The 22094-nt window shown below is 64.4% G+C and carries 22 protein-coding genes; 12 read left to right on the forward strand and 10 right to left on the reverse strand.

Annotated elements, in window-relative coordinates:
• Positions 1 to 65 precede the first annotated feature (65 nt).
• Together ACYQ4T_RS10500 and ACYQ4T_RS10505 are read left to right on the forward strand one after the other, a co-directional pair.
• Positions 66 to 1427 (forward strand): mandelate racemase/muconate lactonizing enzyme family protein, encoded by a 1362-nt coding sequence (locus ACYQ4T_RS10500; protein ID WP_459853477.1) that lies wholly within the window; start codon positions 66 to 68, stop codon positions 1425 to 1427.
• Between the two features lie 9 nt (positions 1428 to 1436).
• Positions 1437 to 2636, forward strand: coding sequence for a mandelate racemase/muconate lactonizing enzyme family protein (locus tag ACYQ4T_RS10505; protein WP_459853479.1), 1200 nt, complete (start codon positions 1437 to 1439; stop codon positions 2634 to 2636).
• A 1-nt stretch (position 2637) separates the two neighbouring features.
• Here the strand turns inward: ACYQ4T_RS10505 and ACYQ4T_RS10510 are convergent, their stop codons facing one another.
• The 3 genes from ACYQ4T_RS10510 to ACYQ4T_RS10520 are packed head-to-tail and all read right to left on the reverse strand — an operon-like array spanning position 2638 to position 5614.
• Positions 2638 to 3288 (reverse strand): ThuA domain-containing protein, encoded by a 651-nt coding sequence (locus tag ACYQ4T_RS10510; protein WP_459853481.1) that lies wholly within the window; start codon positions 3286 to 3288, stop codon positions 2638 to 2640.
• Between the two features lie 23 nt (positions 3289 to 3311).
• Complete coding sequence (locus tag ACYQ4T_RS10515; protein ID WP_459853483.1) at positions 3312 to 4412, reverse strand: Gfo/Idh/MocA family protein; 1101 nt, start codon at positions 4410 to 4412, stop codon at positions 3312 to 3314.
• Positions 4409 to 5614 (reverse strand): ROK family protein, encoded by a 1206-nt coding sequence (locus ACYQ4T_RS10520; RefSeq protein ID WP_459853485.1) that lies wholly within the window; start codon positions 5612 to 5614, stop codon positions 4409 to 4411. The genes ACYQ4T_RS10515 and ACYQ4T_RS10520 overlap by 4 nt, the downstream gene beginning before the upstream one ends.
• A gap of 240 nt (positions 5615 to 5854) precedes the next feature.
• On the opposite strand from ACYQ4T_RS10520, the gene ACYQ4T_RS10525 reads away from it, so the two are divergent.
• The 4 genes from ACYQ4T_RS10525 (at position 5855) to ACYQ4T_RS10540 (ending at position 9664) form a co-directional block, all read left to right on the forward strand.
• Positions 5855 to 7120 carry an ABC transporter substrate-binding protein gene (locus tag ACYQ4T_RS10525; RefSeq protein WP_459853487.1) on the forward strand — a complete coding sequence of 422 codons (1266 nt, stop codon included), beginning with the start codon at positions 5855 to 5857 and terminating at the stop codon, positions 7118 to 7120.
• A 70-nt stretch (positions 7121 to 7190) separates the two neighbouring features.
• The gene (locus ACYQ4T_RS10530; protein ID WP_459853489.1) at positions 7191 to 8099 is read left to right on the forward strand and encodes a carbohydrate ABC transporter permease; all 909 of its coding nucleotides are present in this window, start codon (positions 7191 to 7193) and stop codon (positions 8097 to 8099) included.
• Entirely contained in the window at positions 8092 to 8997 is a 906-nt protein-coding gene (locus ACYQ4T_RS10535) for a carbohydrate ABC transporter permease (protein WP_459853490.1), read from the forward strand. Before ACYQ4T_RS10530 ends, ACYQ4T_RS10535 begins: the two co-directional genes overlap by 8 nt.
• Positions 8998 to 9025: 28 nt before the next feature.
• A complete protein-coding gene (locus tag ACYQ4T_RS10540) occupies positions 9026 to 9664 on the forward strand; it encodes a GntR family transcriptional regulator (protein WP_459855179.1) in 639 nt (212 codons plus the stop codon).
• A gap of 156 nt (positions 9665 to 9820) precedes the next feature.
• Here the strand turns inward: ACYQ4T_RS10540 and ACYQ4T_RS10545 are convergent, their stop codons facing one another.
• The 4 genes from ACYQ4T_RS10545 to ACYQ4T_RS10560 are packed head-to-tail and all read right to left on the reverse strand — an operon-like array spanning position 9821 to position 11971.
• Entirely contained in the window at positions 9821 to 10591 is a 771-nt protein-coding gene (locus tag ACYQ4T_RS10545) for a cysteine hydrolase family protein (RefSeq protein ID WP_459853492.1), read from the reverse strand.
• A 43-nt stretch (positions 10592 to 10634) separates the two neighbouring features.
• On the reverse strand, positions 10635 to 10973 hold the full coding sequence (locus ACYQ4T_RS10550; protein WP_459853495.1) for a hypothetical protein: 339 nt from the start codon (positions 10971 to 10973) through the stop codon (positions 10635 to 10637).
• The gene (locus ACYQ4T_RS10555) at positions 10970 to 11620 is read right to left on the reverse strand and encodes a nitrile hydratase subunit alpha (RefSeq protein WP_459853497.1); all 651 of its coding nucleotides are present in this window, start codon (positions 11618 to 11620) and stop codon (positions 10970 to 10972) included. The genes ACYQ4T_RS10550 and ACYQ4T_RS10555 overlap by 4 nt, the downstream gene beginning before the upstream one ends.
• 3 nt (positions 11621 to 11623) lie before the next feature.
• Positions 11624 to 11971 carry an SH3-like domain-containing protein gene (locus tag ACYQ4T_RS10560; RefSeq protein ID WP_459853499.1) on the reverse strand — a complete coding sequence of 116 codons (348 nt, stop codon included), beginning with the start codon at positions 11969 to 11971 and terminating at the stop codon, positions 11624 to 11626.
• A gap of 402 nt (positions 11972 to 12373) precedes the next feature.
• Between ACYQ4T_RS10560 and ACYQ4T_RS10565 the strand changes: the two genes are divergently transcribed.
• A complete protein-coding gene (locus ACYQ4T_RS10565; protein WP_459853502.1) occupies positions 12374 to 13111 on the forward strand; it encodes a helix-turn-helix domain-containing protein in 738 nt (245 codons plus the stop codon).
• A 30-nt stretch (positions 13112 to 13141) separates the two neighbouring features.
• Here ACYQ4T_RS10565 and ACYQ4T_RS10570 read toward each other — a convergent pair whose 3' ends face one another.
• Complete coding sequence (locus ACYQ4T_RS10570; RefSeq protein ID WP_459853504.1) at positions 13142 to 13546, reverse strand: DUF302 domain-containing protein; 405 nt, start codon at positions 13544 to 13546, stop codon at positions 13142 to 13144.
• Positions 13547 to 13710: 164 nt separating this feature from the next.
• Between ACYQ4T_RS10570 and ACYQ4T_RS10575 the strand changes: the two genes are divergently transcribed.
• The 5 genes from ACYQ4T_RS10575 to ACYQ4T_RS10595 all read left to right on the forward strand — a co-directional run bounded on the left by ACYQ4T_RS10575 (position 13711) and on the right by ACYQ4T_RS10595 (position 20495).
• A complete protein-coding gene (locus ACYQ4T_RS10575; RefSeq protein ID WP_459853507.1) occupies positions 13711 to 14787 on the forward strand; it encodes a zinc-dependent alcohol dehydrogenase family protein in 1077 nt (358 codons plus the stop codon).
• 28 nt (positions 14788 to 14815) lie between these two features.
• The gene (locus ACYQ4T_RS10580) at positions 14816 to 15115 is read left to right on the forward strand and encodes a tautomerase family protein (protein WP_459853510.1); all 300 of its coding nucleotides are present in this window, start codon (positions 14816 to 14818) and stop codon (positions 15113 to 15115) included.
• A gap of 199 nt (positions 15116 to 15314) precedes the next feature.
• A complete protein-coding gene (locus tag ACYQ4T_RS10585; protein WP_459853512.1) occupies positions 15315 to 16136 on the forward strand; it encodes an alpha/beta fold hydrolase in 822 nt (273 codons plus the stop codon).
• 111 nt (positions 16137 to 16247) lie between these two features.
• Complete coding sequence (locus tag ACYQ4T_RS10590; RefSeq protein ID WP_459853515.1) at positions 16248 to 19067, forward strand: ATP-binding protein; 2820 nt, start codon at positions 16248 to 16250, stop codon at positions 19065 to 19067.
• A 102-nt stretch (positions 19068 to 19169) separates the two neighbouring features.
• Positions 19170 to 20495 carry a spinster family MFS transporter gene (locus ACYQ4T_RS10595; protein ID WP_459853517.1) on the forward strand — a complete coding sequence of 442 codons (1326 nt, stop codon included), beginning with the start codon at positions 19170 to 19172 and terminating at the stop codon, positions 20493 to 20495.
• On the opposite strand, the gene ACYQ4T_RS10600 is transcribed toward ACYQ4T_RS10595, so the two are convergent.
• Positions 20424 to 20843 (reverse strand): DUF6980 family protein, encoded by a 420-nt coding sequence (locus ACYQ4T_RS10600; RefSeq protein ID WP_459853519.1) that lies wholly within the window; start codon positions 20841 to 20843, stop codon positions 20424 to 20426. The two genes, ACYQ4T_RS10595 and ACYQ4T_RS10600, sit on opposite strands and share 72 nt — an antisense overlap.
• Positions 20844 to 21077: 234 nt before the next feature.
• Positions 21078 to 22082 (reverse strand): N(2)-acetyl-L-2,4-diaminobutanoate deacetylase DoeB, encoded by a 1005-nt coding sequence (gene doeB / locus ACYQ4T_RS10605; RefSeq protein WP_459853522.1) that lies wholly within the window; start codon positions 22080 to 22082, stop codon positions 21078 to 21080.
• Positions 22083 to 22094: the final 12 nt, after the last annotated feature.

Consider the following 22094-nt stretch of genomic DNA (forward strand, 5'->3'; position numbering starts at 1 on the left):
GAAGCATCGGCCATAGTGCCAACCAGCGGCGGTAAATCGGCCGCCCATCGGGAAGAGGACCAGCCATGTCGAAGACGCGCCGCGAAGAATCCGTCCTGAACCAGGTCAACACGAACTCGAGGCCGTCGGAGCTTCGCATCACCGACATGCGCGTCGCCGAGATCGTCGGCGCCCCGTTCACCTCGGCGCTGCTCAAGATCTACACCAATCAGGGCATCGTCGGCCTGGGCGAAGTCCGGGACGGCGCCAGCGCCACCTATGCATTGATGCTGAAGAGCCGGCTACTCGGCGAGAACCCTTGCGACATCGACCGCCTGTTCCGCCGCATCAAGCAATTCGGCGGCCACGGGCGCCAGGGCGGCGGCGTCTCGGCGGTGGAGATCGCGCTTTGGGACCTGGCCGGCAAGGCCTATGGCGTGCCGATCTACCAGATGCTGGGCGGCCGCTTCCGCGAGCACGTGCGCTGCTACTGCGACACCGATGCCAGCGTGCCGAGCGGGACCGCGACCGGCAAGCGCCTGAAGGAGCGCATGGACCTCGGCTTCACCTTCCTGAAGATGGATCTCGGCCTGATGCAGATCGCCGACATCCCCGGCTCCGTCGTCGCCCCGGCCGGCTCGCTCGAAGGCTACCGGGTCCGCCCCGACCGCGGGCCGATGAAGACCTTGGAGGAACGGCGCACCCGCAATGCAGTCTATGACGTCCACAACGTGATGCATCCCTTCACCGGCCTGCATTTCACCGACAAGGGGCTCGACCTGCTGGAGCAGTATATCGCCGAGGTTCGCGCGGTGATCGGGATGGAGATCCCGCTCGCCATCGACCATGTCGGCCATATCTCGCTGCAGAACGGGATCCGCCTCGCGCGCCGGATCGAGAAATACGTCCCGGCCTGGCTGGAGGACGTGATCCCCTGGCAATACACCGACCAGTACCGGCAGCTCCAGGAAGCGACCACGGTGCCGATCTGCACCGGCGAGGACATCTACCTCAAGGAAGCCTTCGAACCGCTGCTGAAGAACGGCGGCGTGTCGGTGATCCACCCGGACCTGCTGACCTCCGGCGGCATCCTCGAGACCAAGAAGATCGGCGACATGGCGCAGGATCACGGTGTCGCCATGGCAATCCACATGGCGGAAAGCCCGATCGCGGCGATGGCGGCGGCCCATGTCGCGGTCGCCACCGAGAACTTCATGGCGCTCGAATATCACTCGGTCGAGGTCCCCTGGTGGGACGACATCGTGACCGGCCTGCCGAAGCCGATCGTCAAGGACGGCTTCATCCATGTCCCCGACAGGCCGGGCCTCGGCATCGACGACGTGGTCGATGAGGTGATCGCCCAGCACCTGCAGCCGCACGCCACCGGCATCTGGCAGCCGACCGATCGCTGGGACGACGAGTATTCCTGGGATCGCACCTGGAGCTGAGTGCCGAGCATGAAGATCACCGATCTCCGCTGCGCCGTCATCGGCAAGCACCCGATCGTCCGCATCGTCACCGACGAAGGACTCTATGGCCTCGGCGAGGTCGAGTTCACCAAGACCTATCTCAAGCCCTGGGTGCTGCATTTCAAGGAGGCGTTGATCGGCGCCGACCCGACCGATGTCGAGCGCTGCATGCTCCGGATCCGCCAGCGCGGCAGCTTCAAGCCCTACGGCGCCGCGGTCAGCGCCATCGAGCACGCGCTCTGGGACATCGCCGGCAAGGCCCTCGGCGTCCCGGCCTACAAGCTGCTCGGCGGCAAGGTGCGCGACCAGGTGCGCACCTATAACGGCTCGATCCGAAGGAAGCGCACCGGCGACCGGCCGGAGGACTATGCGGCCGACGTGAAGTGGATGATGGAGCGGCCCGAAAAGTTCTTCATGGTGAAGCAGGGGATCTCCTTCCACTCCAACATGAAGGACACGGTCCCGGACTTCCATTACGGCGTGCGGCAGGGCCAGTCCGGCTATCACGGCATGATGGACCAGGGGGTGATCTCCGAGCGCGGCTTCAACCATATGCTCGATTGCGTCGCCGCCATGAAGGAGGTGCTCGGCGACAAGGTCAGCCTGGCGCTCGATTGCGGGCCGGGCTGGATGCTGCCCGACGCGATCAAGTTCGCCCGCGCGGTCGAGAAGTACAACCTGATGTGGCTCGAGGACATGCTGACCGGCGACTATGTGCCCTGGGTCAATCCTCAAGCCTATCGCGAGCTCACCCAATCGACCTCGACGCCGATCCATACCGGCGAGCAGATCTACCTCCGGCACAACTTCAAGGATTTGATCGAGAACCAGGCGGTGCGGGTGATCGGCCCGGACCCGGCGGATGTCGGCGGCATGGCCGAGCTGAAATGGATCGCCGAGCACGCTTATATGCACTCGATCCTGATGGCGCCGCATGGTACTGCCAATGGCCTGCTGGGCCTGGGCGCGCTGATCAACGTCTGCGCCACCCTGCCGGCCAATTACATCGCCTTCGAATACCCGAGCGCCTCAGACCCCTGGTGGGAGGAGATCGTGATCGGCCTCCCGAAGCCGATTGTGAAGGATTCGATGATCGACCTGATCGAAGCACCCGGTCTCGGCCTCGACATCGACGCCGAAGGTGCCAAAAAGTACCTCATGGAAGAAGACCGGGGATTCTTCGACTGACCTAGCCCGCCCCGCGCGCCGCCCAGAGCGCGCCGCGCTGGAACAGCGTGCGCATCTCCGGCACCTCGAACTCCTTCGCCACATGGCCGAGCGAGGAATAGAAGACGCGGCCCTTGCCGTGCCGCCGCTTCCAGGCGACCGGCATCACCACCCCTTCGACCCAGGGCAGGATGTCGCCGGAGAAGGTGGTGGTGGCGAGCACCTCGTTCGACGGGTCGACATGCATGTAGTACTGCTCCGAGCGATAAGGGAAGCTCTTGAGCCCCTGGCAGATCGGGTCCTCCGGCTTGGCGATATCGACGCGGTAGTCGATGATGTTGCCGGGATGGGCGACCCACTGCCCGCCGCACATGAACTGGTATTCGACGGATTCGCGGAAGGCATCGCCCATGCCGCCGTGCCACCCGGCCAGGCCGACGCCGCCCTCGACCGCCTTGGAGAGGTTCTGCACCTCTTCCTTCTCGATCTTGGACATGGTGATGATCGGCACGATCAGGCTCAGGTCCTTGATCGAAGGATCGGCGAATGCCTCGGTCGTATTCTCGACGTAGACCTTGAACCCCTCGGTCTCGAGCATCTCGGCGACGATCTTGGAACATTGCTCCGGCTCGTGGCCGCTCCAGCCGCCCCAGACGATCAATGCTTCGCGCATTCCTCCCTCCATCCCGTTCTTGTTCACGCCGCGAGCTTGCGCCGGACCAGGCTTTGCTCCAGCGGCGCCGGCCGCTCCGGCCGCGTGGCGATCGCGATCGCCTTGCCGCTCTTCGCCGAGCGGTTGAAGGCTTCCATCACTTCCAGAACATGCAAAGCCAGGGCGCCGCTGGCGCGATGCGGGCGCTTGCTCCGGATCGCATGCGCCATGTCCGCAAGCCCGATCGAGCGGTAGTTGCCGTCGGCATAGGGCATGTCGGTCTTCAACGGCACCCACTTGTCCTTCTCCGCGGCGAACTCGATCTCGCCGCCGAAGCGGTTGGGATCGGGCACGACCAGGCTGCCCTTGGTACCGTAGATCTCGATCGGCAGGTGTCGGTGCGCCGGCACGTCGAAGCTCATCGACATCTGTATGAGCGCGCCCGAGACGAATTCCAGCACGCCCGCGGCATGAGTCGGCACCTCGACCGGGATGCTCTCGCCCGAGCGGGGCTTCGAGGTGATGGTGCGCGTCTTCCTCGGCATCGCCGTCATCGCCGCGACCCGCGCCACCGGCCCCAGCAGGTTCACCAGGTCGGTCACGTAGTAAGGCGCCATGTCGAGCACCGGCCCGCCACCCGCCTGGTAATAGAAATCCGGCGCCGGGTGCCAGCGCTCATGGCCGGGGCACATGAAATAGGCCGTGCCGCCGACCGGCGTGCCGATCTTTCCGGCATCGATCAGCCTGCGGCAGGTCTGGTGCGCCCCGCCGAGGAAGGTATCCGGCGCGGAGCCGACCCGGAGCTTCTGCCGCGCCGCGCGCTCAACGAGTTTTTTGCCGTCCTTGAAGGCGACCCCCAGCGGCTTCTCCGAATAGACATGCTTCCCGGCATCGAGCGCCTGCAGGCCGACGGATACATGGGCCTTCGGGATGGTAAGGTTGAGGACGATCTCGATCGCGGGATCCTCGAGCAATGCTTCGACCGTCATCGCCTTCAGCCCGAACTCCTTGGCCCGCGCTTGCGCTGCCGCCGGGTTCATGTCGGCGAGGCCGCAGATGTCGAGGATCGGAAAGCCCTTGGCCGCGGCGAGATAGGCGCCGGAGATGACGCCGCAGCCGATCACGCCGATGCCGACCTTGTTCATGCATCCTCTCCGTCGCTGCCCTGTCTCGGTTTCGCCGGCCCGGTCGAGCTCCAGGGCGCGCCATAAAGCTGCTTCAGCGCCGCGGCCGCGGCGCCGCGGGCCCAATCCGTATCGTCCGCCTCGGCGTCGAGCGCGATTTCCGAGACGTCCCCGAGCCAGGCGGGCAGCGTGCGGTCGAGCGCGCTGCGCAGCGCGGTCATCAGCGGCTCGCCGAGCGCAAGGGTGGAGCCGACCAGCACCACCCGCGGCGGCGCGAACAGCGTGATGAGATTGGCGATCGCGAGGCCGAGCACTTCGCCCGCGCACCGCGCCGATGCGGTCAGGGCGTTGTCGCCGGCGGCGATCAGCTCGGCGGCCAGCGGCATGGCGCGGCCGAGCCGGATCGCCTCGCGGAATCGCGCATCCCCGGCGACCGGCGAAAGGATGGCGAGCTCGGTCGCCTGGTCGGCGAGGCGCGAGACCGCGGAACCGTTGGCGGCCATGGCGAGATCACCCAGGTTGAAGCTGATGCCCCTGGCGCCGCGGAAGAACTCGCCGCCATGCATGACACCGAGGCCCAGCGCGTGCTCCGCCGTCACCACCACGAAGTCGTCGAGATCGCGGCAGAGCCGGAACCAGTGCTCGCCGATGGTGATGGCGTTGGCGTCGCTCTCGATCAGGGTCGAGAGCCCGAGCCGCTGGAACAAGGCCTTGCTGAGCGCGACATCGGAATCCTTGAGGATCGGGCTGTGCCGGACCACGCCGGTCGCATGCTCGACGACCCCGGGCAAGGCGACGCACAGGCTCTCGACCCGGTCGAGTGTCAGCCCTGCATCGGCGACGCAGCGCCGCACGCCATCCTCGACCAGGTCGGCGATCACCTCGGCCGGCTGGCGGTCGACGCGCACAGTCTGGGCAAGGGTCGCCAGCACGTCGCCCTGGAAATTGGTGACCACATGGACGATCCGGCTGGGCGCGATCTTCACGCCGACCACCCGCGCCGCATCGGGGTTGAGCTCCAGCTGGACTCGCGGCCGACCCCGCCCGGCATCCCGGACCGTGCCCAGCTGGCGGGTGACGATGAGGCCGTCGTCCAGCAAGGCGGCGGTGATCGCCGAGACCGTGGTCGGGCTCAGCTCGGTTCGTTCACAGATCTCCACCCGGGCAATCGGTCCGTGCCGCCGGATCGCGTCCATCACATGGAAGCGATTGATCGCCCTCATAAATTCTGGGTCGGCCGTCTTCATCGCTGAGGTCGCGTTTAATTCGGGTCACTGATTTATTCCCGCAAGGCACCCTCACCTGTCAATGGCGGAGATCACCGAAAACGCAGATCCGACCAATTGCCGACTTGACAGAGATCAGTCTCGGAAGATGATTTAATCCGTGTCACAAAAAAATATAGGTCCGGAGCCAATCCGCCGGCCAACCCTGCGCAACGAAAAAAATGGGAGGAAACTGCGATGCGTATCAACAGCCTTGGGTTTCTGAAGGCGCTTGCCGGCGCCGGGCTTGCCCTCGCCCTCAGCGCGACAACTACCCTCGCCCAGGACGTCATCGTCCGGATGCTGCATGTGAACGAGACCGGCGATCCCTTCTGGAAGAAGATCGCCGAGGACTACAACGCCACGCATAAGGGCGTGAAGGTCATCGTCGATTACATGGAGAACGAGGCCTACAAGGCGAAGCTTCCGACCTTGCTGCAGTCCGACGACCGGCCTGACATCATCTATTCCTGGGCCGGCGGCGTCATGCGCGCGCAGATCGAGGCCGGCTACATCCAGGACATCAGCGCCCACAAGGCTGAGTTCGATCAGGTGATCTACCCGGCGCCGCTCGGCGCCTATGAAGTCGACGGCAAGCTCTACGGTGTCTCGGTCCAGCTGAGCGAGGTGCTGCTGATCTACAACAAGGCGCTGCTGGCCAAGGCCGGGGTCGATCCCGCCGAGCTGAAGACCTGGGACGGTTTCCTCGGCGCCCTGAAGAAGACCAAGGGCGCCGGCGTCACCCCGCTCATCATGGGCGGCGCCGACAAATGGCCGATGCACTTCTTCTATTCCTATCTCCTGATGCGAATCGGCGGCGCGGACGTGCTGACCACGGCGGAGACGACCGAAGGCGGCTTCAAGGCCCAGCCCTTCATCGATGCCGGCGCGAGGCTGAAGGAGCTTGCCGCGCTCGAGCCGTTCCAGGAAGGCTGGCTCGGCACCAAATACCTGCCGAGCCAGGGCCAGTTCGGCGACGGCAAGGGCATGATGGCGCTGCAGCTCAACGGCTTCATCCCGGGCCAGCAGAAGAACGCGACCGACGGCAAGGGCATCGCCAACGACCAGATCGGCCTCGCGCCCTTCCCGGAAGTCCCGGGCGGCAAGGGCAAGATCACCGACACCTTGGGCGGCGTGCAGGGCTTCCTGGTGACCAAGGATGCGCCGAAGGAGGCGATCGACTTCCTGAAATACTTCGTCTCCGCCGAGGCGCAGAAAGCCGCCGCGGAGGCCGGCGTCTATGTTCCGGCCACCAAAGGCACCGACGCCTTCATCAAGAACCCGCTGGTCGCGGAAGTCGCGCGCGCGATCTCCAGCTCGACCTGGCATCAGAACTTCCTGGACCAGGACCTCGGGCCCTCGGTCGGCCGCGTCGTCAACGACGTCTCGGTCGCGATCGCCGCCGGCGATATGACTCCGGAAGACGGCGCCCAGCAGATCCAGGACGCCTGGGATCAACGGTAGCCTCGGCCTGGGAGGGCTCCGGCCGCGGCCGGGCCCTCCCCCCTTTTTTTGACGCAGGATCGCGAGCAGCATGGCTGACACGACCGCGCCTCCGCCAGGCAAAGCGAGCTACACCCGCAGCGGCGGACTGACGGCGCTGATCTTCCTGCCGCCGGCGCTCACCCTCTTCACCGTCTTCGTCATCCTGCCGATCGGCGAGGCGGGGTGGTACGGCTTCTATAATTGGAACGGCCTGGCCGCGCTGGAGAATTTCGTCGGGCTCGAGAACTACCGCCAGCTTCTCGGCAACAAGACTTTCCATCAGGCCTTCGTCAACAATCTGCTGATTATCGCGGTCTCGCTGGCGGTGCAGCTGCCGCTGGCGCTGGCGATGGCGGTCCTGCTGGCCGACCGTCTGTTCGGCGCGGTCACCTTCCGCATGCTGTTCTTCCTGCCCTATATCCTGGCCGACGTCGCGGCGGGCCTGATCTGGCGCTTCATGTTCGACGGCGATTACGGCCTGATCTCGCAGACCTGGCAGGCGCTGGGCGGCGACCCGCTCTACATCCTCGCCGACCGGAGCTGGGCCTACGTCGCCGTGCTCACGGTCATCGTGTGGAAGTATTTCGGCTTCCACATGATGCTCTATGTCGCCGGGCTGCAGAGCATCGACCGCAATCTCTACGAGGCCGCTGCGATCGACGGCGCCAGTCCCTGGCAGCGCTTCCGCTACATCACGCTGCCGGGCTTGGCGCCCATGATCAAGCTCTCGGTCTTCTTCTCGCTGCTGGGCTCGCTGCAATTCTTCGACATGATCGTGTCGCTGACCGGCGGCGGGCCGCTGAACTCCAGCCATACCATGGTCTCGTTCCTCTATTACTTCGGCATCGGCCGCATGCGGATCGGCTTCGGCTCGGCCGTCGGCGTCATTCTCTTCATTCTCTGCGCCAGCGTGGCCTTCGGCTACAAGCGCTGGCTGATGCGGGACCAGGATGACTGAGACAGCGCTGCAGCCCCGCCGCTCCCGGAAGCGCGCGCCGGCCCTGCCGGGCAGCGACGTGGTGCCGGCCTCGCTGACGGCGCCGGTCACCGGGCTGCCGCGTCTCCTCATTCTCTGCTTCGTCGGGGCGCTGGTGATCGTGCCGTTGCTGGCGACGGCGATCGGCGGGTTCAAGGAGCTGGGCGAGCTCCGCACCAATCCCTTCGGCCTGCCCAGGGTCTGGCAATGGGAGAACTACGGCGGCATCCTGGCCAGCGCACGCTATTGGCGGATCCTCGGCAATTCGCTGTTCATCTCCGCAGTGACCGTCGCGCTCACGCTGGCGGTGGCGGCGCCGGCCGCTTTCGCCTTCGCGCATCTGCGTTTCTTCGGCCAGCGCTTCCTGTTCAACTACTTCATCCTCGGGCTCACCTTCCCGTTCGCGACCGCCATCCTGCCGCTCTTCATCAAGGTGCGCGATCTCGGCCTGCTCGACACCCATTGGGGCATCATCCTGCCGCAGGTCGCGTTCAGCCAGGCACTCAGCATCCTGCTCATGCGCAATGCGTTCCGGCAGCTGCCCTCGGAGCTGCTCGACGCCGCGCTGGTCGATGGCTGCGGCTATGGACGGTTCTTCCTCTCGATCGTGCTGCCGCTCTCGCGCCCGATCCTGGCCACGGTCGCGGTGATCACCTTCGTCGTAAGCTGGAACAACTTCCTGCTGCCGCTGGTGGTGATCAACACCAATGCCAAATACCCCTGGACCCTCGGGCTGATGGATTATCAGGGCGAGTTCATCGTCGCCTGGCAGCTGATCCTGGCCTTCATCACGCTGACCATCGTGCCGGCCATTCTGATGTTCATGCTGGCGCAGAAGCACATCGTCTCCGGTCTGACCGCAGGCGCCGTCAAGGGCTGACGATGCGCATGACATCGCTGTCCGTCTCATAGGTCAGGTCCGCTTCGCGCCATCAGCTGACGCTCGGCGGGGCGCCCGAAAGCTCCCGGCGGGCGCGTTCGTCTCACAATCGCAGTTGGTGGAATTGACCGGCGTGCCCGTGGCGCCGTTGCGCGATGCCCTGCGGACGCTGGAAGCTGAGGGCGTGCTCACCATTCACCCCCAAGCCGGGATTCAGTTCATCAAGCCGGGGATGGAACTGGCGCGCTCAACCTATCAGTTCCGCGGTATCATCGAGGCGGCCGCTGTCGCTGTCTATGCCGAGACCGCAGACGACGCCGCCATACTCGACCTTCTGCGTCGCCACCGCGAGGTTGAGCTATCCCTTGAGCGCGACGGGCTGACTGCGCAGAGCGCCGCAGACTTGGAACTGCTGGAAGAGTCGCTCCAAGGCACTATTGTGGCGAGCCTCAATAACCCGCTGATCGATACGAGCTATCGGCGCATTCGAAACTACCTGAGACTGCTTCGTCTCGACCGGAAGGTGACCGTGCCGCTCGCCCTGCGTTCGCTGCGTGAGCACATGGTGGTGCTGGAAGCCTGCCGCGCGCGCAACCCCGCGGCGGCCGTTGCCGCCATCCAGGCCCATTTCGCGGCTGCTTTGCAGCGCAATCTCGGGCTCTACTAGGGGTGTGAAAAGACGTTCAACAGTGCCCGCAGGACGAAATCATCAGACCGGGTGATCGCAGGAAAATGCACTGCCGTCGCCCAACCCGGATTGACGGCGCTCGCGCCTATAATTCCGACATCGATTCGGTCCATCACACCGTCGCTGTCTGCGGCGCTAAGTGCGGCCCATGGCCGCGACGACCTCGTCCGTCGAGAGCACGGCATGGGCCAGGAACCGATAGTTGATCATCGCGGCCTGGTAGCCGTCGCCCCAGACCGGATGCCGCGGCCCGGCGGTCGCGTCCTTGACCACGGCGACTTCGAAACCTTGCTCGAGGAACTCGCGCAAGTGCGATTCGACGCACATGTTCGCCAGCATGCCGCCGAGGATGATCTTGCTGATCCGGCGCTTGCGCAGCTGGAGCACCAGGTCGTTGGTCTGCGGCCCGAACACCTTGTGCGGGCTCACGACCACCGTCTTGCCGTCCTCGATATAGGGCTTGAACCGGTCTACCCAGTCGGCGCCGGAGTTTGCGAATCCTTCCAGCGAGAGCGGTCCCGTGCGCTCGAACGTGTGCGTATGGAATTCATCGGATTCGAGCGGCCCATTGAACGCCCAGGCGCTGTCGGTCGGATAGAAATAGTGCGGCGAGATGAACACGTGATAGCCGCCGGCTTTCGCCGCCTTGAAAAGCCGCTCGATGTTCTCGACCGTGTGATTCTCGGTGACGCTGGCGCCGACGGCACCCCAGTTTTTGCCAGTCTCGCTCAACACGTCGTTTTGCGGGTCGATGATCACGACTGCGGTGTCGCCGGCCTGAACCGTCAGGGCCTGGGGCTCGGCCGCCGCAGCCGAGCGCCAGAGCGCCAGCCCGGTCGCCGCACCGACTCCGCCGATCAGGAGACTGCGGCGCGATGGAGACGGAGGATCGTCGTGGTTCGTCATCGTGGGATTCCTTGCCTTTGGTCTGCGGACGGGATGGGTGGAACTAGTCGGCCTCAACCTGATCCCAGCGCACCTCGATCTCACGCATCTTCACAGCGATGTCGGTCGGCGAGAGGATGCCTTTGCGCAACAGGATGTTGGAGAACGCGACGATCCACCGCTCGTAATAGGTCAGCTTCCCGACCATCTCCGCGCCGAGCGCTTCGACGCCACAGCGTTTCTCCTCGGTGTTGATGATCTTGTGGAAGTCGAGCACGTCGGCCAAGGCGTGGCAGCGCTTCTCCCATGGCTCCAGTTCATGGTCGATCTGCCGGATTCGATCCGCCCCGAGCCCGCCGATGTCGTTGGGCAGCCGCTTAACAAGCTCTTCGGTCCGGCTCATCGTTCGGCTCCTTGCGGCGGCAGCGTGGCCGGAATGACGCCGATCATGGTATCGCGCGTGACCAGCGCGGCGAGCTCGACCTCGTTGAAGGTCTCGGTGCCGGCGGGACGCTGCGGCAAGACCAGATAACGCACCATGGCGGTTGAATCGTGGACCCGCACTTCGACGTCGTCGGCGATGATGGTGCCGAACTCCGCCAGGACGGCGCGTGGCTCCGTCACGGCGCGGGCGCGGTAAGGCTTCGCCTTGTACCAGTCGGGCGGAAGTCCGAGCACCGGACGTGGGTAGCAGGAACACAGAGTGCAGACGATCAGGTTGTGCACCTTGTCGGTGTTTTCGATGACGATGAGCTGCGTATCATCGTAGAAGGAGATGCCGAACTCCTCGCAGGCGGTCCGGCCATTGGCCAGAAGCCGTGCCTTGAAATCCGCGTCGGTCCAGGCCCGGGCGACGACCTTGGCGCCGAGCGCCGGATTGCGGGAATCCAGGACCTCGATCTGACGCCGGATCTCGCCGGCGCTGAAGTACTTCTTCTCGATCAGCAGTTCCCGGATCGCCGTCTCCAGCATGTCGTAGTAGCCGGGTCGTCCGGCCGGAGCGACCTCGGCATGGGGATGATCATGGTCGTGTTCGTGATCTGCGCTCATGGGTCAGGCCCCTTCCAGCCAGGTTTCGTAGACCTCGACGCGCAGCCCGTCCCGTGGCGAGCCGATATAGTCCGGCCAGATCTCCGTCATCGCGATCGCCAGGCGGTAGTAGTGCAGCTTCGCACCCGCGTTCCGGCCGTAGCCTTCTTCCTCGTTGTCGATCGCGACCGGCTCGATGATCGACTCGACCGTCGCCGCTTTGCCGCGGAGATAGATGGGGACGCGGTAATGCCCGATCGGCGCGCGCGTCTCGATCCGGACCCGATCGCCGGGCTTGAAGATCGGGGCCTCGCCCGTCGCCGTGGTAAGCCCAAGGGCGGCACTTTTCTCGCTCAAGGCCTGATTGGCCATCGGTCGCTCCCTCCGCAATGCAGACGCACCCTAGTGCCCTGCCGCTGCTGGTTCTTTCGGCTTCGCCGGGCGTATTGCCGGTTCGCACGGCCGGCCTCGCATTTCAGGATTTTTCAGGTCCAGCCCAATGACGCCGGGGCCGGCACGGCGAGAGATTCGGGGCCCAGCAGGGAGGGCTCTATGTCGGAAACGTCAGTCGATTGCGGGTTTCCAACCCGGTCCGCCACCGAGCCCTGGCTCGGGACCGACAGGCCGAAGAGTTTCGTGACCGAGGAGAACTGTTGGCGCCTTCCGCCCCAAGGGTACCCGGCGGTCACCGGATCGCAAATCCAGGCCACGCGCTGGCGGAGCCTCGACCGCCGGCCCCGCGACTGCAGCGCCGATGCATCGGACGCTTGTCACGTGGTCAAACTGGTGCTGCGCAGCACGGATATGTACCTGGCGGTCGGCGCAAAAACGGTCCAGGACGGGATCGCCGCCCCTGGCATGTTCCATGTCACGGAGCCGGGGACACGTGCCGCTGCCTTGTTTCGCGGCCCGTACGATGCGTTGCATCTTTATGTTCCCGATCGCCTGATGCGCGAATGCGCTGGCAGCCTGCATCGGGATGGCTCCTCGTCACTTCCTTCTATGGCGGCACTCGCCAGGGATCCGGCTGTGGATTCGCTTGCGCGCGCGCTCATGAATGCCGAGCTGTCCCAAGGAGAGGTCAGCATCCTCTATGTCGATTGCATCAGCATCGCCCTCGTCGCGCGGCTCCTTCATACCGCCGTTCCCTCGACGGGATCCAAGCGGACGAAGGTGGCGGAGATGGCGCGCTGGCGGCTGAAGCGGGCCATCGAGTTCATCGAGACCGGCTTGGAGCAGACCCTCAGTCTCGCCGATATCGCGGGTGCATCGGGTCTTTCACGGATGCACTTTGCCGCGCAATTCAGGGCTTCCACCGGGTTGCGGCCTCATGAATACGTGCTCAGGCGACGCGTCGAGCGGGCGCAGGAAATGCTGGCCCGGACCGAGAGGCCGATCGTGGATATCGCCATGTCGGTCGGCTTCCAGACCCAATCCCACTTCACGACAATCTTCAAGCGGTTCGCGGGGCAGACACCGCAGGCCTGGCGACGCAGCTTTGCGGGTTCGTAGAAGCCACGATTGGTCTGCATTATCGCGCCGCTAGGCGCCCGCAGCCGCTCTTGCCATCTTGTCGAGGCCGGCGGTCATCGTGGCGACAATTGCGTCGAACGCGGGCCCCAGACCATGGCGTCGCGCGAGCCAGCCAGGCTGGTTGTAAGACAGCCAGGTCACCCCGTTCTCGTCCTGCCAAACCAGAGTCCTTAAGGGCAGATCGACGGCGATGCTCTGCGCGGCCTCCATCAACGGCGTTCCGGTTCTGGCGATCCCGAAGATGAGCAGGTCGGTGGGTCGCAGGGACAGTCCGGCGTTGGCGGCGCCGGCCGCGTGATCGATATGCGTGAACACCGTCATCCCACTGGCGCGGACCTCCGCCTCGAAGCGATTCATCGTCTCCTCGGGACCGAAGGTGCTCCTGATCGTCGTCAGCCCGTCTACCACCGCCATCCACCCATGCGCATGCTGCGTCTCCCCGCCTCCATCATGAACCGATGGCGGCAGCCGTCTTTCGAGATCGCACGAGACGCGATACTGCCGTTGTCGTGTGAACTGGGAAGACTGCGCCATCGCCCCCCCAGCATGCTGACGGCAGTTCTGTCGAAGAGGCGGGGATGAACGAATCACCGAAGATGCGGGCCCTCATCGTTTCGGCGAGCCAGGGTGGCTTCGAAGAACGGCTGGTTGCGCGTCCGACCGCCGGCAGCGGAGAAGCCCTGGTGCGCATCGCCGCCAGCGGAATCAATCCGCTCGACACCAAGATCCGGGCCGGCGCGGCAGCGCATGCGCGGCATCCTCTTCCCGCCGTTCTGGGGCTCGATCTTGCCGGGACCGTCGTGGCGGTGGGTTCGGGCGTATCCGCCTTCAAGCCGGGCGACGAGGTCTTTGGCATGACGGGCGGTGTCGGCGGCATTCAAGGTTCGCTGGCCCAGTTTGCCGCGGTCGATGCGCGGCTGCTGGCGTTGAAGCCGCGCAATCTCTCCATGCGAGAGGCGGCCGCCGTTCCCCTGGTCTTTATCACCGCTTGGGAAGGGCTGGTCGACCGTGCCGCCGTGACGGCCGGTCAGAAGGTCCTGGTGCATGGGGGTGCGGGCGGGGTCGGACACATGGCGGTGCAGATCGCCAAGGCCCACGGCGCCGAGGTCTTCGCCACCGGGTCGGCGGCAAGCGCGGAGTATCTGCGCGCGATCGGGGCGGTCCCGATCGACTATCGCAGCGAGACGGTCGATGCCTATGTGGCGCGCTGCACCGGCGGCAACGGCTTCGACCTGGTCTACGATACGGGCGGCGGCGCCATACTGGATGCAAGCTTCGCCGCCGTCCGCCGCTTTGGTCATGTCGTCAGCTGCCTTGGATGGGGCGCCCATGCCTTGGCACCGCTCTCCTTCCGCGCGGCCAGTTATTCCGGCGTCTTTACGCTGCTGCCGCTGTTGACCGGCGAGGGTCGGGACCACCACGGCGAGATCATGACGGAGGCGGCCCGGTTGATCGAGGCCGGAAAGCTGAAGCCGAGGCTCGATCCCCGCAGCTTCACTCTTTCGGGCGCGGCCGAAGCCCATGAGGCCGTCCAATCGCAAACCGCGAAAGGCAAGGTTGTGGTCGATATCTCTCCGGCCGATGACCGGCTCGACGAGGCACTGGAAGAGACCTTCCCGGCCAGCGATCCGATCTCTCCCGCGGTCCCGCGGTGAGACGCAGCCCCCAGCAAAAGGAGCCCGCATGCCATTCGTCAATGTGAAGCTGATCGACGGAGTCTTCTCCCCGGAGCAGAAGCACGAACTGGCCAAGGCTCTGACCGACGTCATGGTGCGGTTCGAGGGTTCCGAAGCTTTCCGCGAGGTGGTCTGGGTCCTGATCGAGGAGCTGCACACCGATGGCTGGCATATCGGAGGGCGTCCGTTCGCGGGCCCGAAATCCCTCATGGAGATGCTCGGCCGTACCAAGACCGTCTATGAGGCGATCGACGGCCACCCGACCACGCGCTCCGAGTTCGCAACGGCGGCGCCGGTGGTCGACTGAGGCGCGCGCAGGGGTCATTGAGCTGTTCTGGAGAAGGATGCAAATGAGCACAGTCGATCTGACCGCGCTATCGCGCCGCACCATGCTCGCAGGCGCAGCCGGCGTCCTGGCGGCCGCGCCACTTGCCGGCTGCTCGACACCAGACAAGCAAAGCAGTCTCACGCCGCCTCCGGCAAATCCAAGCAATGGAGATCGACGCATGTCGAAGATCGTCACGAAGGACGGGACCGAAATCTACTACAAGGACTGGGGCTCGGGTCAGCCCGTGGTGTTCAGCCATGGATGGCCGCTCACATCCGACGCTTTCGAGGACCAGATGTTCTACCTCGCCTCGAACGGCTTCCGGGCGATCGGTCATGACCGGCGCGGCCACGGGCGATCCAGCCAGCCATGGCACGGCAACGATCTCGATACCTACGCCGACGATCTGGCGGAGCTGGTGACCCAGCTCGATCTCCGGGACGCCGTGCATGTAGGCCATTCCACCGGGGGCGGAGAGGTCGTGCGCTACATCGGTCGCCATGGCAACACCCGCGTCGCGAAGGCGGTCATCATAGGCGCCATCCCGCCGTTGATGCTGAAGACCGCGGCCAACCCGGGCGGCACGCCGATCGAGGCCTTCGACAAGATCCGCGCCGCGGTCGTCGCCGACCGCTCACAGTTCTGGAAGGATCTCTCCATGCCGTTCTACGGCTATAATCGGCCCGGGGCGAAGGTCTCCGAAGGAGTGCGCGAAGCCTTCTGGCTGCAGAGCATGATGGCCGGCTTTCCCGCCTCCTATTTCTGCATCAAGGCCTTCTCCGAGACGGACCTCACCGAAGACCTCAAGAAGATCGAGGTGCCGACGCTTATCATCCATGGCGACGATGACCAGATCGTCCCCATCGCGGATTCGGCCCTGCTCTCGGTAAAGCTTGTCAAGCACGCTCGGCTCATCACATATCCAGGGGCGCCCCATGGGCTTTGCAGCACCGAGAAGGATCGCGTGAACCAGGACCTCTTGGCGTTCATCAAGGCCTAATGACTCTGAGCAGGACCAGCTGGCGGCCGCCAAGCTCTTCAAGTCCGTGCCACATATTGCTAAGCTGCTCCGGGGCTATTCAAATACTGCTTTGTCGCCGCGGAGTTCTACTTGGCTCGGGACCTGCAAATCGACTACGGCCGGCGACAGCTCCGACGCGGGGGAACCCCTGTTGCCTTGGGCGATCGCGCCTTCGACGTCCTGGCGGTACTCGCGAAAGCCGAGGGGGAGATCGTATCGAAAGACGACTTGATGTCCCTGGTCTGGCGCGGCTCCGTTGTCGAAGACAATGCTCTTCAAGCCCATATATCGGCGATCCGAAAGGCGCTGGGACCCGACCGAACCATCCTGAAGACGATTTCCGGACGCGGTTATGCTCTTCAGCCTATTGGCTTGAAGACGGCAGTAGACGTGGATGGCCGGCCGGATCCTTCCACGTCTCACGCTCCGGTTTCACCGGCCAGCAATCTGCCAGTCACCGGTTCCGCTCTATATGGCAGGGATGAAGCCGTCGCCAGCCTGAAATCCATGATGATGCAGTATCGCGCGGTGACCGTCACCGGACCCGGTGGCATTGGAAAGACCGCGCTGTCTCTGAAAACAGCGCACCAGCTGCACTCCTTACTGCAAGCCAGGTCTAGTTTCGTCGATCTGGCCCCTATTGTTGAGCCGTCGCTGGTCGCAAGTGCGGCCGCCAGCGCGATGGGTCTGCACATGGGCGCCGAGACGATCTCCGGCGAACTTGTCGCCGCAAGGATCGGCGGCAGCAGGATCCTTTTGGTTCTCGACAATTGCGAGCATCTCATTTCCGCGGCAGCGTCTTTCGTTGAAGCGCTGCTCCGCCTCTGCCCTCAAATATTGATTCTCGCGACCAGCCGCGAGCCTCTCCGCGTCGCGGGCGAGTATGTCTACCGGCTCTCCCCATTGGACGTTCCCTCTTCAGAGGCCTCCGATCCGGACGTGATTCATGCCAGCGCTGCCGTGGAGCTCTTCGTTGATAGAATTCGCGCTGCGGACTCGACGGCCACGATCTCGGCGGGGCAAATTCAGGATCTGGCGACCATCTGCCGACGGCTCGATGGCATACCCCTGGCGATCGAGTTCGCCGCCGCGCGCGCGGCCGTTCTGGGGGTTACGCAGGTTGCAGAACATCTCGATGATCGATTCAGGCTCCTGACGGGAGGCCGAAGGGCCTCACTGCCGCGACAGCAAACCCTGCGGGCCACGCTGGATTGGAGCTATGAACTCCTGCCGGCGTCCGAGCAGCGACTGCTGCGGCATCTTGCAGTGTTTCCCGGCGGGTTCGCCGTGGACGCCGTCGCAGCAGTGCTGGCCGATTCCGCGGCCAGCCCAGTCGTGATTCTCGATGGCATCGGCAATCTTGTCGCCAAATCGCTCGTCGTCGCCGACCGGACGCCCGGACGCTGGCGTCTGCTTGAGACCATCAGGGCCTATGCCATGGAAAAGCTGGCGGAGGCCGGCGAGTCGCTGGGGGCGGCCCGCCGGCAGGCGCAATTCCTCTGCCGACTCTTCTCCAGCGATGTCGCCGAAGGGCTCGGCCCGCTCAGCAAGGCCAATGTCGCCCGCTTTGTCGCGGAGATCGACAATGTGCGTGCGGCTCTCGATTGGTGTTTCTCGGCGGTGGGTGATGGAGCGACGGGTGTTGCGCTGACGGCTGCCTATTCGCCCGCGTGGCAGCACTTGGCGCTGATGGCGGAATGCGGCCATCGTGTCGGCGTCGCCATAGAACGCCGGGACCCCGCTCGCGATCTCGATGAGCGTCTCCTGATGCATCTTTCGTTGCATCAAGGTGTTGCCTTCGGTTACGCGTTTCAATCGCACGAGAAGACTCAGCGTGCCGCCTTGACCGCGTTGGCGCTTGCCGAGCAGTTGGGGGATAGGCCGAGCGAACTTCAGGCTCGCCACTTGCTTTTCTCCACATACATCCTGAGCGGCAACGTCAATGCCGCGTTGCCTGTTGGGATGCGACTGCGCGACGTGGCGCGGCAGGCGGGCGACGATCTTCGAATTGCAGCGGCGGAGCGACTGGTTGGCTTTGCAATTCAGATGAAGGGCGACCTCCGTGAAGCCGAGGCTGCATTTCGCCGTGCGCTTTTGACGGCGCCCAGGCAGGAAATCGACGACTACTCGTGGTCCAGGTTCAACGAGCGGGCCATGGCACGGGCGATGCTGGCCAAGGTGCTTTGGCTGCAGGGAAAGGTCGACCAGGCCGTGGTCGAAGGACGGCGTGCTCTGGAGGAAGCCGCGGATGAGCCTAACGCGGCGACACGGTGCAATCTTCTCCGGCACTCCTTGTGTCGGATAGAGATGATGACCGGTCACCTCGATGCAGCAAGACGCTCCGTGGCGCTCCTGAAAGAGTTGTCGGAGCGTCTGGGCTATCGAGTCTTCGGTATGACGGGGATCTGTCTCGATGGCGCGTTGCTGATAAAATGCGGCGACTGCGTGGACGGAACCCAAGTTCTCCGCGCCTCCCTGGCCACATGCGCGGACAGCGGCTGGACCGGCTGGTTCACGGAGTTTCTGGCTATCCTCGCGGAAGGCCTCGTCGCGATCGAACGCTACGATGAGGCATCGGCGGCTGTGGACGAAGCACTCGAGCGATCCGCCCAGGGGGGCGAGCACTGGTATCTGCCGGAGCTCCACCGGCTCAAGGGCCGATTGGCATTGCACCAGAGGGACGAGGGGCGAGCTGAAGCCTGCTACCGCCGCTCCTTGCAGATCTCCTTGGATCAGGGTGCTCGCTTCTGGCAGCTGAAGACGGCGCTTGACCTGGCCGAACTCAAGAGGCGCCAGGAGCTGAAGGCCGAGGCCCGCGCCGTCCTCGGACCGGTCTATCAGAGCTTTACCGAGGGGTTTGGAACGCCGGATCTCAGGGCGGCCCGCACGCTCCTGAGCGCCCTACACTGAGGACGGAATCCGGTCTTCAGCAGCCGCTCTTGGTAACCTTGCAATGTTGCAGACAGAAGGCCGATGGTCGAACGCGCTGACGCTTTGAAGACGAGTGTAAGGATGACCGCCCGACCGGGCTTTCTGCTCCTGGTCCTCACCCTTTCATACATGCTGGCCTTCATCGACCGGCAGATCCTCAGTCTGCTGGTAGGGCCAATCCGGCAGGATCTCGGTATCAACGATGTCCAGATAAGCCTGCTGCAGGGCATGGCGTTCGCGCTCCTCTACATTCTCTGCGGCCTGCTCGCCGGTCGCCTGGCGGATCGACATAATCGATCGATCATGATTGCGGCAGGGATCTTCTTCTGGAGCGCGATGACGATGGCCTGCGGCTTCGCGCGGGGCTTTGGCAGCCTATTCATCGCCCGTGCCGGCGTGGGTGTCGGAGAGAGCGTGCTGGCCCCGGCGGCCTATTCGCTGTTGGCGGACGCCTATTCCCCCAAGGACCTTCCGCGCGCGGTTGGGATCTACACGATCGGCGGGATCGTCGGAATCGGCCTCGCTTATCTCGTGGGCGGCCTGGTCATTGGCTATGTGACCGACGCTGCCGCCAGCGCCGTGAACATTCCGTTTGTCGGCGATCTCAGACCTTGGCAGGCCGTGTTTGTAATCGTTGGCCTCCCTGGTCTGCTGGTCGCGGCTCTCGCAATGACGATCCGCGAGCCGTCGCGTCGCGCACTGCTGCGTGACTCTCACAAAGAGGTCGTTGCGAATGTCTCGACGACCGACGTGCTCCGGTTCATGGCGAGGGAATGGCGCACCTATGGCAGCCTCATTGCAGGCGTTTCGTCACTTTCGATCCTCGGCTACGGTTATTTCAGCTGGTTTCCCACGTTTCTGATCCGCTGCCATGGAATCAGCGCCGCCGACGCGGGGGTCCAGCTGGGGCTCGTGGTCATCGTCTTCGGACCGATGGGCGCGATCTGTGGGCCGAGAATCGCAGCGCGCCTGTCGGAACGCGGATGGACGGATGCGAATGTCCGCACCGTGCTCTTCCTTGCCCTGCTGCTCGTTCCTCTTTCATCCGGCGTGCTGGCGCCGAACAACGCCTTGGCAGTCGCCGCCTGCATTCCGACGGTCGCCATTCTCGCCGGCTATCTCGGCCTCTCGATTGCCGCGCTTCAAATCGTGACGCCGAACCAGATGCGTGCCTTCGTCGCGGCGATCTTCCAGCTCTTCGTGACGCTCCTCGGGCTGGGGCTCGGCCCCATGGTTGTCGCCCTGCTTACCGATCGGGCATTCGCGGATGACCGCGCGATCGACAAGTCGCTGACGATCGTCATGTCAGTCTCGGCGCTTCTCGCTGCCATGTTTCTAGGGATCGGACTTCGATCTTATCGCGCGATGCTGAAGAAGGCCGAATTGTGGACGCGCGAGCCGAGCTGAAGCAGAGCTTGCAACCGGATGGCCGCTTTGCGCCGCCAGAAGCGGACATTGCCAGAGATGATCTGCGTGATAGGCCGCCACTACATCCGCAACGGTTTTAGGGGGGTTCGTTAGGTCGAAGAGGCGGCGACTCTCGGCATCACTGACAGTATGGAAGAAATCCTCGCGTCTTGATCTGGGCATTCGGCCACCACAGAAGAAGCAATGATAGATCGTCGCCTTCGCGCCGTCTGCGCCGACGATGTGCCACTCCTGCATCTTCACGTCGTAAGTGATCGGAAAATTCGGCTCCGCGGCCATATGGGCGATTACCGAGCATTCACATTCCGGCGCCATCTTGTTGGGCATTCGCCGCACTCCCGGCGGTTGAGTATCATCGCTGGAATGTACTAAGTTCGAGATAGCGATCCAAGAGATTGGAGCCCCTGCATATCCGCTCCTGACCTAAGCGAACCGAAGGGCATGCGATAAGAGGCCGAGGCTGCGGCGGATTTCTTGGACCGGTAAGAAAGACCCCTCCCCCGAGATCGGGGGAGGTGAAGGTTGAAAGCCTTCGTGATGATCGATGGCGCCGCGATCCAGCTACGCCTTCACCGCCAGAACGGACATGCAGTCGCCGGTCTTGACCAGGCCGGGGAAGTGGCGGGCGGCGGCGAGGCCGGACATTTTCGCGCGGTACTCGGCGGGCTTCACGCCGGTGTGGTCGGTGGGCCAGATTCTCGCGATGAGGTCGCCCTTGGCAACGCTCTGGCCGAGGTCGATGCAAGGCTCGATCAGGCCGTCGTTCTCGCTGAAGGTGAAGCAATCGCGGTCCGGCATGTCGAGCATTTGCGACGGTTGACGCTCGATCTCGCCCTTCATCGCGCCGGCATGGATGAGCAGGTTGCGGACGCCGCGCCTGGCGATGGCGACGGTGCGGGCGGTGGTCGTGCCGCCGCCGCCGAGCTCGGTGGAGATGAAGGTCTTGCCCATCGCCTCGGCCGCGGTGTCGTACATGCCGACACTGTCGATCTCCAGCAGCATCATCGAATAGGGCGCATTGAAGGCCTCCATCGCGGCGATGCAGGCCTGCTCATGGCGCTTGTCGGGCAGGCGGTGGGCGCAGCAGAACGGCACGAACTCCAAGGTCTTGCCGCCGGAATGGATGTCGAGCACGACGTCCGCCAGTGGCAACAAGGTGCGCTGGAAATAATCGGCGATCTTCTCGGTGACGGTGCCGTCGGGCTTGCCGGGGAAGGTGCGGTTCAAGTTGCCCTTGTCGATCGGCGAGGTGCGGGTGGCGGCACGGAACGCCGGGAAGTTCATCGCCGGCACGATGATGACCCGGCCGCTGAGCGCCGAAGCCTCGATCGTGGCGGCGAGATCCATCAACGCGACGGGGCCCTCGTATTCGTCGCCGTGATTGGCGCCGGTCAGCAGCACGGTCGGCCCCTTGCCGTTCTTCGCGACAGTGATCGGGATCATCACCGCGCCCCAGGCGGAATCGTCGCGGCTGTAGGGCAGCCGCAGGAAGCCGTGCTGCACGCCGTCGTGCGTGAAATCGACGGTGGCGGAAATGGGATTGGCCCGCGTCTCTTGTTCGGACACTGCGATCGACTC

The sequence above is a fragment of the Dongia sp. agr-C8 genome (assembly GCF_054658695.1).